Consider the following 13,236-nt stretch of genomic DNA (forward strand, 5'->3'; position numbering starts at 1 on the left):
CCGCCCAGCAAGGACCCGATGCGGTGACAGATGGGTGGATGCGCCGCCGTTTACCGACGCTCCACTCATCTCTCGCGACCCCGAAAGGTCTCGCAGGAGTTGGCACCGTTCGGACGGAATCCGATGGTTGCCCCGACGTCAAAGGGCCTATCCCTCGGTCGGTCTTGATGAGTAATCCAACCGTGAGGCAAAACGGGGGTTCAGGTCAAGCGGAAAAATCCACCGCATACCCGCGTAACAGCTCTGCCGGTCTGCTGCCCTATACTCGCCGAAACGCGATAACGCGCAAAAAACTTCCACGATGGGGTTGACGGCGACGCAGAGGCCCGACACCCTTAGGCAACTATTTTCGCAAGGTTCACCCCGTGTCCCGTTCTGGCCTTCTCGCCATTTCGATTAGCACCGCCGCCGCAGTGACGGCGCGGACGGGCTCGCCTGCGCTCACCACCACCGGCGGTATGACCATCACCGGCCCCTCGCGGGCGGGGACAGGTTAGCGCGCGTCGGAACCGACAAGCACCAACCCAGACCCGCCCGGACCCCCGGGCGGGTTTTTTCTTGCCCCGCCGCATCACCCGATTTTCCGCACCACCACCCTGCTCCGAGATCGAAAATGTCCCACCTCTCCGTCGTTCAGAAATCCGACCCTCTCAAACCCGCCGCCGAACAGGGGGCCGCGCTCGACGTCGTGGTGCTCAAGTTCGGCTCCTCGATCCTGCGCTCACAGGCCGATGCGCCGGCGGTGGCGTCGGAGGTCTATGGCCACGTCCGCGCGGGGCGGAAGGTGGTGGCGGTGGTCTCGGCCTTCGGCGGCCAGACCGACCGGCTTCTGGCCGACGCCCGCCTGCTGGGCCTCGACCACGAGAACGATCTGCTGCCCGGCTATGTGGCGCTCGGCGAGGAACAGGCCGCCGCCCTGACGGCCATCGCCTGCGACCGGATCGGCCTGGACGCCGTTGCATTGTCCGTCCGCGAACTGGGCATCGTCGCCGAGGGATCGGCCGAACACGCCCACCCTTGCGACCTCAAGAGCGGCGCGCTTCTGAAGGCGCTGGCCGAGCATCAGGTGGTGGTGGCGCCGGGCTTCGGTGCGGTGCGGCCGGACGGCAAGGTGGCGCTGCTGGGACGCGGCGGTTCGGACATGACGGCGGTCTTCCTCGCGGCCGAGCTGGGGTTGAAGCGGGTCCGCCTGGTGAAGGATGTGGACGGTCTCTACGACCGGGACCCTGCCGCCGCCTCAGGCAAGCCGCTGCGCTATCGTCGGGCCTCGTGGGACGATGCGCGCCGTCACGGCGGCGCCCTGGTCCAGCATGACGCCATCGATCTGGGCCAGCAGCGCGGCGTGGAGATCGAGGTCGCCGGTCTGGCGCGCGCCGGCGGCACGGTGGTCGGCGACCACTCGGCGCCCCCCGGACCCTCGGTCCCCGACGCCCCGATCCGCGTCGCCATCGCCGGCTGCGGCGTGGTCGGCGGCGGGCTTCTGGCCCGGTTGCTCGGCGATCCCCGCTATCAGGTCACGGGCGTTCTGGTGCGCGATCCGAAGAAGGTGCGCGACGTGGCGGCGCCGTCGGACCTCTACACCTCGGACCGCGCGGCATTCCTCGCCGAGAAGCCCGATCTGCTGGTCGAGGCCCTGTCCGAGGGCGAGGCCGGTCACGACCTGATCCGCGAGGCCCTTCAGGCCGGGATCGACGTGGCCAGCGCCAACAAACAGGCCATCAGCCGTGATCCCGCCGGGCTTCAGGCCCTTGCCGATCAGCACAAGGCCCTGCTGGTCTATTCGGCGGCGGTCGGCGGCGGCGCCCCCATGATCGAGACCCTGCGCGCCGCGCGTCAGGCCGGTCCGGTCACCCGCTTCGAGGCCGTGCTCAACGGCACGGTCAACTTCATGCTGGACAGGCTCAGCGCCGGCGCCGATTTCGCCGACGCCCTGGCCGACGCCCGGGTGGCGGGCTTTGCGGAAGAAGATCCGTCCTCGGATCTGGAAGGCCGCGACGCCGCAGCAAAGGTGCGGCTGCTGTCCTACGAAGCCTTCGGCGAGACGCCGGGCGAGGGCACGATCACCTGCGACGTCCTGTCGGACGCCTTCAAGCCCAACGGCGCGCCCGTGCGCCAGATCGGCGCCTGCGTGAAGTCCGAGGCCGGTCTCGACGCCACGGTCCTGCTCGACCGCGAGCTTGAGGATCCGCTGTTCCTGGCCCTGCGCGGCGAACGCAATGCGCTCAAGGTCTATGGCGAGGACGGCCGGGTCTGGTCGTGCAAGGGCCGCGGCGCCGGGCGCTGGCCGACGACGGAGAGCGTGCTGGCCGACGTCGCCGATATCGTGCGCGCGCGCCACGCCGCGCTCGGGTATCATTAGGTCATGGCGGTCTTCACCCCGGTTTCGGACGATCAGGCGCGGGCCTTCGTCGGCGGCTATCCGGCCGCGGGCGAGTTCGTGTCGCTGCACGCCATCGCCGAGGGGGTGGAGAACACCAACTACCGGCTGGAGACCACCTCGGGCCGGTTCGTCCTGACCCTGTTCGAGGGACGGACCGACGCCGCCTCCCTGCCGTTCTGCCTGGGTCTGACCGACCATCTGGGCGCGGCCGGCTATCCGGCGGCGCGGCCCCTGCGTGATCGCAACGGCCAGTGGATCGGCGAGCTGAACGGTCGTCCGGCGGCGGTGGTCGAATGGCTGTCCGGCGCCTGGCTGCGGGAACCGTCGCCAGACGAGGTCGCCCGCGCCGGGGCGGCCCTGGCCCGTTTTCATCTGTCGGCCCGCCGTTTCGCCGGTCGCCGCGCCAATCCGGTCGGGCCGCTGGTCTGGAAGGTTCTGCTCGACCGGTCGGCCTCGGGCGCGGCGACGGCCGAGGACCGCCAGCTCGTCGCCGACTGCCGTCAGGCGCTGGAGCGGATCGGCGATCCGTTCACGGACGACCTGCCGTCGGGCGCGATCCACGCCGACTATTTTCCCGACAATGTCCTGTTCGAAGGCGGGCAGGTGTCGGGCGTGATCGATGTCTATTTTGGCTGCGACGGCCCCTTCGCCTATGACCTGGCGATCGCCCTGACGGCCTGGGGCTTCGACGGGGAGGGGCATGAGATCCCGGGCGCGGTCGAGGCCTTTCGGCGCGGCTATGAATCGGTGCGGCTGCTGACCTGGACCGAGGAAAAGGCCCTGCCGCTGCTCGGCGAGGCGGCGGCCCTGCGCTTCACCCTGACCCGGCTGCACGACCGGATCTTCCACGACCCGACCAAACTGGTCACGCCCAAGGACCCGGCCGCCTTCTTCCGCCGCACGGCCTACTGGCGGGTGACCGAGGCCGCCTAGGTTCCAGGCGAAATCGGACAGGGGCTCCGCAGTTCTGTGGGCTGCAATCCCACATGGCCTGTCGCGGTGCAGCCCTCTTTGCGATACTGACGTCCAAGGATGAACTGTGGTGCGGACGAGACGATGAGAAACGACTATGTCCGTGCGGCCCTCGAGACCGCCGCCGCTCTGCTGGTCATCGCTGCCTTTTCCGCACTTGTCTGGCTGTTCGCCCGCTTCCTCGGACCGATCGGAGCCTAGCGGCCCGGCCGATTCCGGATCGCAGGAGGATTCTAGGCCGCTTCCCCCCGACGCAGCCAGTCGACGACGACGTCGTGGGCCGCGCCGTCCAGATAGCCTTCCTCATTGGCGGCCAGGGGCGCGCCGCGTCCGACGAATCCGACCGGCGCCACCTCCGTGGGCGGGAAGCCGAAGCGGTCGCGGAAGGCGCGATCGAACCTGGGCCGCGAGCCGAAGCCGTAGCGCCGCCCGATGTCCTCGATATTGGCCAGGCGGCCGCCGCCGTTGATGCGCAGGTCGGCATAGGCCCGGTCCAGCCGTCGGTTCAGCACATAGGTCTGAACCCCACCCATGTCGCCGAAGGCGCGATACAGGGCGCTGCGCGACACGCCGATCGACAGGGCCACCTCATTGACGTTCAGGGTCGGGTCGGCGGCGCGGGCGTCGAACACCTGCATGGCGCGCTGGCGGATGGTGCGATGAATGCTCTCCAGATGGACCGGCGAGACCGGGCCGGAGCGACCGAGGAAGCGTTCGGCGATGACGAAAGTGGCCTCGATGGCCGCCCCGCCTTCCTCCTCGGTCAGGTCTCCAGCGACATCGACCAGGGTCTTCAGGTGAGAGGCCACCAGCCGCCCGCCGGGGCTGTTGGGGGGCAGGACCAGGCCGTGGATCTTGCGCCCCAGAAGCCAGGACGGCACCGAGGTTCGGGGTGTGACCAGGTTGATCGTGTCGATGGTGTCCGCCCTGGAGGCTGACGGGCGGGACAGATCGCGGAACTGCACGGAACCGGCCGGGGCGATGGTCTCGCGCCCGTCGCAGTCGCCCCGGGTATCGGTCAGGTTGACGATGATGCTGATGTGGTCGAGGCCCGAGCGGCGGATCTCGCTGGCGTTGCGCGTCAGGGTCTGGGGGACCGAGCGTCCGCGCGCGAAGGTCGCCGCTCCGAACCGCCAGGCCGTGGTCTGGCTGCGAAAGCCGACGCGGCCGTTATCGGCGACGCCTGAGACGTCGTAGAGCTCCGATATCGTAGCGCGATAGCTCTCATAGGCGTCCGGCTGCTTCTCGGACGAGATGGCCCAGGCGACGCTCAGCGCCTTGTCTGGCCTGGACTGATCCGGCTTGACTGAACTCTCTGACACTGTCGCTTACCGCCGATACGCCCCACACGCGATTCACCATCGGTATCCGACCTTGTTCGATTTGTCGAAAGAATCCCGTGGAGGCAGTCGGTTAGTGCCCGGCGGAGGGAAACTCCGGCTCATATCGGCGACGTCCGTCAGGCGGACAGAGCCGCATCGACGACATCCTTTGCCGCGGCCTGAACCTCGGCGAGGTGCAGAGGACCCAGGAAAGATTCCGCATAGATTTTGTAGACGTCCTCGGTGCCCGAAGGCCGTGCTGCGAACCAGGCGTTTTTCGTGACGACCTTGATGCCCCCGATGGCTTCGCCGTTTCCGGGAGCCTTGTCCAGGACATCGATGATCGGTTCACCCGCGAGCTCACGCGTGGCGATATCGTTCGGTCCGAGGGCTGTCAGGCGGGCCTTCTCCGTACGGTTCGCAGGCGCGTCCACGCGAGCGTACGCGGGAGCGCCGTACCGTTCCGTCAGCGCTTCGTAGAGCTGGCTGGGGCTCTTGCCGGTCCGAGCCTGGCTTTCGGCCGCCAGAAGTCCGAGCAGCAGGCCGTCCTTGTCGGTGGACCACACGGAGCCGTCGCGTTGCAAGAAGGAAGCGCCTGCGGACTCTTCTCCGCCGAAGCCCACGGAGCCATCAAGCAGGCCCGACACGAAATATTTGAACCCGACGGGGACCTCCAGCAAAGGCCGATCAAGCCCCTGGGCGACGCGATCCAGCATCGACGAAGAGACGAGCGTCTTGCCCAGGGCCGCGCCCGGGCTCCAGTGAGGGCGGTGAGCGAAGAGGTAGGACGCGGCCACCGACAGGAAATGGTTGGGGTTCATCAAGCCCCCGTCCGCCGTCACAATCCCGTGGCGATCGGCATCCGCGTCATTCCCGATGGCGAGATCGAAACCGGATTCGGTCGCCATCATCCGCACCACGTTCGCCATGGCGGCCGATGAGGAGCAGTCCATCCGGATCTTGCCGTCATTGTCCAACGGCATGAAGGCCCATTTCGGGTCAATGAGCGGATTGACCACCGTGAGATCCAGGCCATATCGCTCGGCGATCGCCCCCCAATAGTCGATCGCAGCCCCGCCGAGGGGATCCACGGCGATGCGGATGCCGGAAGCGCGGATCGATTCGAGATCAATCGCGCCCGGAAGATCGTCGAGGTACTGCGCGAGAAAATCGTGACGCGCGGCGTGTTGCAGCGCCTTCGAAAAGGGAACCCTGCGAACCTCGGACAGGCCACCCGCGATCAAGGCGTTGGCGCGGGCCGCGATAGCGGATGTGGCGGTGGAATCGGCCGGCCCACCAGAGGGCGGATTGTACTTGATCCCTCCGTCCCGAGGCGGATTGTGGGACGGCGTCAGAAGCACGCCGTCCGCCAGCGAACCGCCGCGACTGTTGTGGTTCAGGATCGCCCGCGACACGGCAGGCGTCGGCGTGAAGCCGTCGCGGGCGTCAATCTGCACAATGACGTCGTTTGCGACGAAGACCTCCAGAGCGCTGCGCCAGGCCGGTTCCGAAAGGCCGTGAGGGTCTCGAGCCAGATAAAGAGGACCCGTTACGCCGTGATCCTTTCTGTATTCCGCAATGGCCTGGCAGACGGCGAGGATATGATCTTCGTTGAACGCGCCATCCAGGCTGGATCCTCGATGCCCGGAGGTTCCGAAGGCGACCCGCTGTCCCGGATTATCGGCGTCAGGTTTGGTGGCGTAATAGGTTTCGACCAATGCCTCCAGATCGACCAGGTCGGAGTCTTCGGCGGGGCGTCCGGCGCGCGCGTGCATGATTTGCTATCTCGATCGATGTTCAATCTGGCGTAACGACCGTCACCGAATGTGCAAGGCGCCATCGCCCAAAGCCGTCTCCAACGTGTCGGAAGCGGCCGAATTATCTCAGTTTCTCGTTGCCGGGCGCTCGCCCGGAGCGGTTCGGGGCCTCAGCTGCGGAAACCTCTCACCGCATCCAGCGCCGCCTCGGGGGTGGCTTCGATGACGGTCAGGCGTTCGGGGCGGTCGCCCAGTGCGCGGATGACGTGGGGCGGGTCGGGATCGAAGCCGACCACAGGAACGACGTCCTTGCCGAACTTGGCGGCGTGGGCGGTCGACAGGGCGACGACGGGGCCGGATCCGTTCAGCTGACGCCGCGCCGCCGACAGGGCCACGGCGGTGTGGGGGCAGACGACCTTGCCCCAGGTTTCATAGGCATGGCCGATCTCGGCGCGGGTCGTCGCCTCGTCGACCGAGACGGCCGAAACCTCAGCGCGCAGGGCGACCAGGAGGTCGGCGGGCAGGCTGGTCTGGCCGTCGCGGGCAAAGGCTTCGAATACGGCGCGGGTGGCGGCGGGGTCGCGGCCCGAGGCCTCGAACACCAGCCGTTCGAAGTTCGACGGAGCCTGGACGTCCATGGACACCGAAGCCGTCTCCACGGCCGCGCGCCTGGCGTAGAGGCCGTCGTTGATGGCGCGGGCCAGGGCGTCGTTCTGGTTCACCGCCGCAACGAAACCCGCGACCGGCAGACCCATCTTGCGCGCCGCGATGCCGGCGAAGGCGTCGCCGAAATTGCCGGTCGGGACGACGAAGGTCGGGGCCCGGCTCTCGCCCGCCGCCTGAAGCTGCATGGCCGCGGAGACATAGTAGGGAATCTGTCCCGCCAGACGGGCCCAGTTGATCGAATTGACCGAGGAGAAGCGGCCGCGCTCGCGCAGGGATTCCTCGGACAGCAGCCCCTTCACCAGTCGCTGGCAGTCGTCGAAGTCGCCGCGGATGGCCAGGTTCAGGACGTTGTCGGCCTCGACCGTCGTCATCTGGCGGCGCTGGACGGCGGAGACACGGTCCAGCGGATGCAGGACGATCAGATCGATTCCGGCGGTGTTGGCGAAGGCGTTGACGGCGGCGGCGCCGGTGTCGCCGCTGGTCGCCGTGACCAGGGTCAGCCGCTCGCCCGAGGCGGCCAAGGCCTCCTCCGACAGGGCGGCGGCCAGTTGCATGGCCAGGTCCTTGAAGGCCGCCGTCGGGCCATGCCACAGCTCCAGCATCCACAGGTCGTCGGCCAGTTGGACGAGAGGCGTCACCGCCGGATCGTCGAAGCCGGCGACCAGTTTCTGGAGCGCCCGATCCAGCGCGCCTTCGGGCAGGGCGTCGCCGATATAGGGCGCCATCGCCGCCTTCGCGATCTCGACATAGGACTGGCCAGGCGTCGTCGCCCCGGCCGGCAGGGTCGGCCAGGCCGAGGGCATGTAGAGGCCGCCGTCGGGGGCCATGCCGCGTAGCAGGGCGTCGGCGAAATCGGTCGGGGTCGTGTCCCCACGGGTCGAGATGTAGCGGGCGGCGGCGTCGGTCATGATGGATTGGTCGTACCCAGCCCAAGCGCCGCCGTCACCCGCATTTCGCCTGAAAGCGGCGACCATATTTGCTCCCATACGGGCGCGATGCGTTTTGCGGGCTGGCGCGGGCCTCGTGAACCCGCCATGTCATGGGTCATGAGGTCGGCTGAATGAACCGAAGGGATCTTCTGATCCGGCTGGGCGCCGTGGGGGCCACGGTCGGCGCCGCCTGGTGGTTCCGCGACCATGTCCTGTGGCGTCGGCCCGACATCGTCCTGCCGCCCGAACCGGAATGGCTGCCCTTCGCCGATGATCGCGCCAATGTGCCGACCGTGGATGATGTCCGGCTGAACGGCCGGCCCGTCCGCGCCCTGATCGACAGCGGGGCCCAGTATTCGGTGATCGACCGCGACTGGGTGAAGGCGCTCGGCGCGGTCAAGACCTTCGACATGCCGGTCCTGGCTTACGGCGTCGGCGGTCAGGCCCAGATCGGCAAGGGTGTGACGCTGGATGTCGCCGTCGGCGGGACGCGCATCGACAGGCTTCGGACCGCCATCCTCGATCTCGGCCAACTGGCCTCCGACGATGGTCTAGGGACGGCGCTGATCCTGGGGCAGGACGTGCTGGGCGAGATCATCGTGGACCTCGATCCCGCCCACCGACGGGTCCGCTTCCTGCCGCGCGAGGCCTCGCCCCCGACCGAGGTCCGGCCCGTGAACGTGCATCGTGCGGGCAAGGCGCTCCGGACGACGGTGGTGGTGGAGGGAACCCGGGTCGAGGCGGTGATCGACACCGGCTCCTCCTCGCTGCTGGCGCTCAGCCGGTCGGCCGCGGCCTCGGCCGGCCTGCTGGATGGACGCGAGCGGCGTCGCGGGTCCAGCCTGGTGCTGGGCGGGTCGATGGAGTCCACTCTCGTCGAGGTCCGCAGCCTGACCTTCGCCGATCAGATCTATGAGAGCGCCGAGATCGCCATCTTCGGCGATGTCGCCCTGCCGGGCTTCCCGGACGCCCTGATCGGAATGGAGGCGTTCGTCGGCCGACGCGTCCTGCTCGACCTCGGCGGCGGGCGGATGTGGGCCTCGCGCGAGCTGGACCTGACGATCGGCGACTAGAAGCCCAGCTCGGCGCGCAGGGCGTCGGGCGTGACGCCGGAGGCGCGGATCTCACCCAGGGTCACCGACTTGTCCCGCTTGGCGTAGCGCTTGCCGTCGGGCCCCAGCAGCAGCGGGTGGTGCCGATAGACCGGGGTCGGCAGGTCGAGCAGGGCCTGCAGCACCCGCTGCACCGAAGTGACCTCGATCAGGTCCTCGCCGCGGATGACATGGGTCACCCCCTGCAGGGCGTCGTCCAGGACTGCGGCGATGATATAGCCCGCGCCGATATCCTTTCGCCCCACCACCATGTCGCCCAGCCGCTCGGGTTCGGCATGATGGATGCCCGGCCTGACCCGTTCCTCGATCCAGGTCAGGGCATGGAGATCGCCCAGCCGGTCGCGCGCCGCGCCGAGCGACAGCCGCCAAGCGAAGGCCTCGCCGTGCGCCAGCCGTTCGGCTTCCTCGGCCGCGGAGTGGGGCCCGTAGCTGAAGGCGTGGGGGTCGTTCGGATCGTCGGCATGGGGCGCAACGCCCGCCAGGGCCATCAGCTCTTTCCGCGTCCGGAAGCAGCGATAGAGGACGCCCATGTCCCGCAGCCGCTGAAGGGCTTCGTCATACTCGGCCCGGTGTTCGGATTGACGGCGCACCGGTTGCTCCCAGTCGAGCCCGAGCCAGGCCAGATCCTCCATCACGGCGGCCTCATACTCCGGGCGGCAGCGGGTGAAGTCGGTGTCCTCTATGCGCAGCAGGAACCGACCGCCGACCGCTTGCGCCGCCGACCAGGCCGTCAGGGCCGAGAAGGCATGGCCCTTGTGCAGATAGCCTGTGGGCGAGGGGGCGAAACGGGTGACGAAGACCATGGTCGGGCGTCAGGCCCGGGTCAGGGCGCCGGCCTTGAGCGCCGTCTCGACCGCCGCGTCGATGGCCTCGGTGGCGACGAAGGTGAACTGGGCGCGCAGGTCTTCGATGGCGAAATCCGGCTGGCCGAAGGCCCACTGCATGGCGACGGCGACCGGTCCGGTGAACGGCGGCGGCGGGACGGTCGTGCGCCGATAGCCCGTCAGGGGTTTGCGATGCGGCAGGCCGTAGGCCGGCGGGCGGTCGATGAGCTTCTGCTGCGCGATGGCGACCGCGCTCGCCAGACGCGGGTCCTGGGCGAGGGCGGTGAGCTTGCCTCCCAGGTCGGCCAGCTGGCGCGCAAGGGCCTCGCCGGCGTCCGCCTCCGCCGGCTCCAGCCAGGCGCGGAACGCCGGGTCCTCCAGCGCCAGCGTCTCGAGCAGGCCGAACAGGGCGCCGCCATGCAGCGGGGTTACCGAGAAGGTCACATGCAGCGAGGCGCCCGGCTGGGCCATGGCGTCGTGATACCAGCCGCGCGGCACATAGAGGACGTCGCCCGGCCTCATATGGACTTCGACCATCGGCCGCCCGCGCGTGCGCTCGAACCAGCCGATCAGCTCCTTGTCCGGCACGGGGAAGCCGACCGGGTTCTCGGCCCGGTTCTCATAGAGCCGCCACCGCTTCTCGCCCTCCACCTGGACGGCGAAGACCTCATGCAGGTCGAAATGGGTGGTGAAGGCCCTCATCCCTCCGAAGGACAGATAGGCGTTGGCGCCCACCTTGCCCGAGAAGGCGTGGCCCAGACCCTCGGACAGCGCCCTCAGTTTCGGGGTCAGGCCCTGGATGTCGTTGGCCACCAGGCTGGCGCCGCTCGACAGGAAAACCTCGACCTTGGCCGGCGCGGGCCTCAGCCGCTTTCCGGCCGGGCCGTCGGTGTCCTCGCAATAGAACTCGGGCGGAATGCCTGCGCCGTTCATGACCAGCTTCAGGGTCTCGGGCGTCCAGTTCGGGGTCTGGGACAACAGGGCGTTGAACTCGGTCCAGTCGGTCAGGGCCGCTCTCGAAGTCCCTGCCTCCGCCGGAATATGTAGCGGCTTTCGGCCATAGTAGTCGGCCAGGAACCGATCGGGGGTGATCGGATGCAGAAGTTCGTCCAGACTGTTCATCGCGCCGAACGCTAGAGCGGCCGGCGCTTCCTGTCGACCTGGCCCTGGCCCTTGATGGCTCGCCCTGCATGACCACCCCCGAAGCCATTGCCGCCGCCCGTCTCGCCCTGATCGCGGCGGATCCGACGCTCACCCGCGCCCATGCCGACGTGCCCATCTTCGACTGGCGCACCCGGATCGGCGGCTTCGAAGGCCTGTTCCGGATGATCGTCGAACAGCAGGTGTCGCTCGCCTCGGCCGCCGCCATCTGGAAACGGACCGTGGACGGGCTGGAGGGCGTCGTCACGCCCCAGGCCGTGCTGGCGCGCGACATCGAGACACTGAGGTCCTTCGGCCTGTCGGGACAGAAGGCCCGCTACGCCCATGAGATCGCCCGCGCCCAGACCGAAGGGCGGATCGACTTCGATCATCTGGGCCGGCTGTCCGACGCCGAGGCGACCGCGGCCCTGGTGGCGATCAAGGGCGTCGGCCGCTGGACCGCCGAGACCTTCCTGATGTTCTGCGAGGGCCGCACCGACGTCTTCCCGGCCGGGGACATCGCCCTGCAGGAGGCAATGCGCTGGGCAGACGGGGCCGCGCTTCGGCCCAATGAGAAACAGGCCTATATCCGGGCCGAACGCTGGGCCCCGCACCGCAGCGTGGCGGCGCATCTGCTATGGGGCTGGTATGGCGCGGTGAAGCGTGGCGAGATCGCGCTGGAAGAACTGAAGACAGGGGAGGGCGCATGACGCCGCTGGTCGACGCCGAGACCGCCAGGGTCCTCGCCGATCCGCAACGGCTCCTGTCGGTGCTGGATTTCGCGGGGGTGGCGGTGTTCGCCGCCACCGGCGCCCTGGCCGCCGCGCGCGAGAAGCACGACTTGGTCACCTTCGCCTTCTTCGCCGCCATCACCGGGGTCGGGGGCGGGACGATGCGTGACCTGCTGCTCGGCCTGCCGGTCTTCTGGGTTCAGGACTGGCGCTATGTGGGGGTCTGTATCGCGGCCTCCGTGGCCATCTGGATGATCGGTCGGCGCGACTGGCGATTCCGCGCCCTGCTGTGGCTGGATGCGATCGGCCTGGGCGCCTATGGGGTGCTGGGCGCCGCCAAGGCCGAGGCGGTCGGGGCCGCGCCCCTGATCTGTATCGTCATGGGGGCGCTGACGGCCTGTTTCGGCGGGGTGGTGCGCGACCTGCTGGCTGGCCAGCCCTCGATCCTGCTGCGGCGCGAGATCACCGTCTCGGCGGCGCTGCTGGCGGCGACGGTTTATGTGGTGCTGCGCGCCGAGGCGCTGGGGATGACGCATCTGTCGCCCTGGCCCGCGGCGATCGTCGCCGCCGTCTGCGGTTTCGGCCTGCGCGCGGGCGCCCTGCAATGGGGCTGGAGCCTGCCGGGCTTTCCGGACCGGCCCCGAAAAGCCGGGTGAGACGCGCGGCGTCATACGGATCGACCGTACGGAAATCGTGATCATTCCGCCGTCGGAACGTCATGGCGGCGTCGTCGAATCGGGCCTAGGGTGTGATCACAGATAAGGAAGGAGATCACGTCTTCAGTCCTGTCGCCTCATACCCCCCTCAGCACAGCGGGAGGGCCTGATGCAGGTCCTGACCCGACCGCCGTCCGGTTTCCCGGCTCTGGTGCTGAACGCCGATTTCCGCCCCCTGTCCTACTACCCTTTGTCGCTGTGGCCTTGGGAAGAGGCGGTGAAGGCCGTCTATCAGGACCGCGTGGACGTGGTCTCCCTCTATGACAAGGTGGTGCGCAGCCCCTCCATGGAGATGCAGCTGCCCAGCGTCATCGCTCTGAAGAGCTATGTCGATCAGGACCGCAGCCCGGCCTTCACCCGCTTCAACGTCTTCCTGCGCGACGGCTTCACCTGCCAGTATTGCAGCCAGACCACCGAGCTGACCTTCGACCATGTCATCCCCCGCTCGCAGGGCGGCCGTACGACCTGGGAGAACATCGTCGCCGCCTGCTCGCCCTGTAATCTGCGCAAGGGCGGCCGCACTCCGCGTCAGGCCCAGATGCCGATCCGCCGCGAGCCGGTGCGACCCAACGCCTGGCAGCTCCAGGACGCCGGCCGCCGCTTCCCGCCCCACTACCTCCACCAGAGCTGGCTCGACTATCTCTACTGGGACATCGAGCTGGAGCCCTAGGCCCAAGGCGCATCCCC

The 13,236-nt window shown here is 68.5% G+C and carries 11 protein-coding genes and 1 riboswitch; of the genes, 6 read left to right on the top strand and 5 right to left on the bottom strand.

Annotated features, from left to right (window positions below):
- Positions 1-62: 62 nt before the first annotated feature.
- Positions 63-174: riboswitch (SAM riboswitch) on the bottom strand.
- Positions 175-613: 439 nt separating this feature from the next.
- Positions 614-2,359, top strand: coding sequence for an amino acid kinase family protein (locus IFJ75_RS00505; RefSeq protein WP_207870629.1), 1,746 nt, complete (start codon positions 614-616; stop codon positions 2,357-2,359).
- Between the two features lie 3 nt (positions 2,360-2,362).
- On the top strand, positions 2,363-3,313 hold the full coding sequence (thrB, locus tag IFJ75_RS00510) for a homoserine kinase (protein ID WP_207870630.1): 951 nt from the start codon (positions 2,363-2,365) through the stop codon (positions 3,311-3,313).
- 272 nt (positions 3,314-3,585) lie between these two features.
- On the opposite strand, the gene IFJ75_RS00515 is transcribed toward thrB, so the two are convergent.
- From IFJ75_RS00515 to thrC, 3 genes are all read right to left on the bottom strand, one after another.
- Positions 3,586-4,674 (bottom strand): helix-turn-helix domain-containing protein, encoded by a 1,089-nt coding sequence (locus tag IFJ75_RS00515; RefSeq protein WP_207870631.1) that lies wholly within the window; start codon positions 4,672-4,674, stop codon positions 3,586-3,588.
- Between the two features lie 137 nt (positions 4,675-4,811).
- The gene (gene pgm / locus IFJ75_RS00520) at positions 4,812-6,449 is read right to left on the bottom strand and encodes a phosphoglucomutase (alpha-D-glucose-1,6-bisphosphate-dependent) (RefSeq protein ID WP_207870632.1); all 1,638 of its coding nucleotides are present in this window, start codon (positions 6,447-6,449) and stop codon (positions 4,812-4,814) included.
- A gap of 152 nt (positions 6,450-6,601) precedes the next feature.
- The gene (gene thrC / locus IFJ75_RS00525) at positions 6,602-8,005 is read right to left on the bottom strand and encodes a threonine synthase (protein ID WP_207870633.1); all 1,404 of its coding nucleotides are present in this window, start codon (positions 8,003-8,005) and stop codon (positions 6,602-6,604) included.
- A 152-nt stretch (positions 8,006-8,157) separates the two neighbouring features.
- On the opposite strand from thrC, the gene IFJ75_RS00530 reads away from it, so the two are divergent.
- Positions 8,158-9,099, top strand: a complete 942-nt coding sequence (locus tag IFJ75_RS00530; protein ID WP_207870634.1) for a retropepsin-like aspartic protease — start codon at positions 8,158-8,160, stop codon at positions 9,097-9,099.
- On the opposite strand, the gene gluQRS is transcribed toward IFJ75_RS00530, so the two are convergent.
- Complete coding sequence (gene gluQRS / locus IFJ75_RS00535; RefSeq protein WP_207870635.1) at positions 9,096-9,941, bottom strand: tRNA glutamyl-Q(34) synthetase GluQRS; 846 nt, start codon at positions 9,939-9,941, stop codon at positions 9,096-9,098. The two genes, IFJ75_RS00530 and gluQRS, sit on opposite strands and share 4 nt — an antisense overlap.
- A gap of 9 nt (positions 9,942-9,950) precedes the next feature.
- Entirely contained in the window at positions 9,951-11,084 is a 1,134-nt protein-coding gene (locus IFJ75_RS00540) for a JmjC domain-containing protein (RefSeq protein ID WP_207870636.1), read from the bottom strand.
- Between the two features lie 68 nt (positions 11,085-11,152).
- Here IFJ75_RS00540 and IFJ75_RS00545 point away from each other — a divergent pair, with 68 nt between their 5' ends.
- The 3 genes from IFJ75_RS00545 (at position 11,153) to IFJ75_RS00555 (ending at position 13,219) form a co-directional block, all read left to right on the top strand.
- Positions 11,153-11,812, top strand: coding sequence for a DNA-3-methyladenine glycosylase family protein (locus IFJ75_RS00545; RefSeq protein WP_207870637.1), 660 nt, complete (start codon positions 11,153-11,155; stop codon positions 11,810-11,812).
- A complete protein-coding gene (locus IFJ75_RS00550; RefSeq protein WP_207870638.1) occupies positions 11,809-12,489 on the top strand; it encodes a trimeric intracellular cation channel family protein in 681 nt (226 codons plus the stop codon). Before IFJ75_RS00545 ends, IFJ75_RS00550 begins: the two co-directional genes overlap by 4 nt.
- A gap of 169 nt (positions 12,490-12,658) precedes the next feature.
- Positions 12,659-13,219, top strand: a complete 561-nt coding sequence (locus IFJ75_RS00555) for an HNH endonuclease (RefSeq protein WP_207870639.1) — start codon at positions 12,659-12,661, stop codon at positions 13,217-13,219.
- Positions 13,220-13,236: the final 17 nt, after the last annotated feature.

Origin of the sequence: Brevundimonas goettingensis, assembly GCF_017487405.1 — a bacterium.
Classification (GTDB): domain Bacteria; phylum Pseudomonadota; class Alphaproteobacteria; order Caulobacterales; family Caulobacteraceae; genus Brevundimonas; species Brevundimonas goettingensis.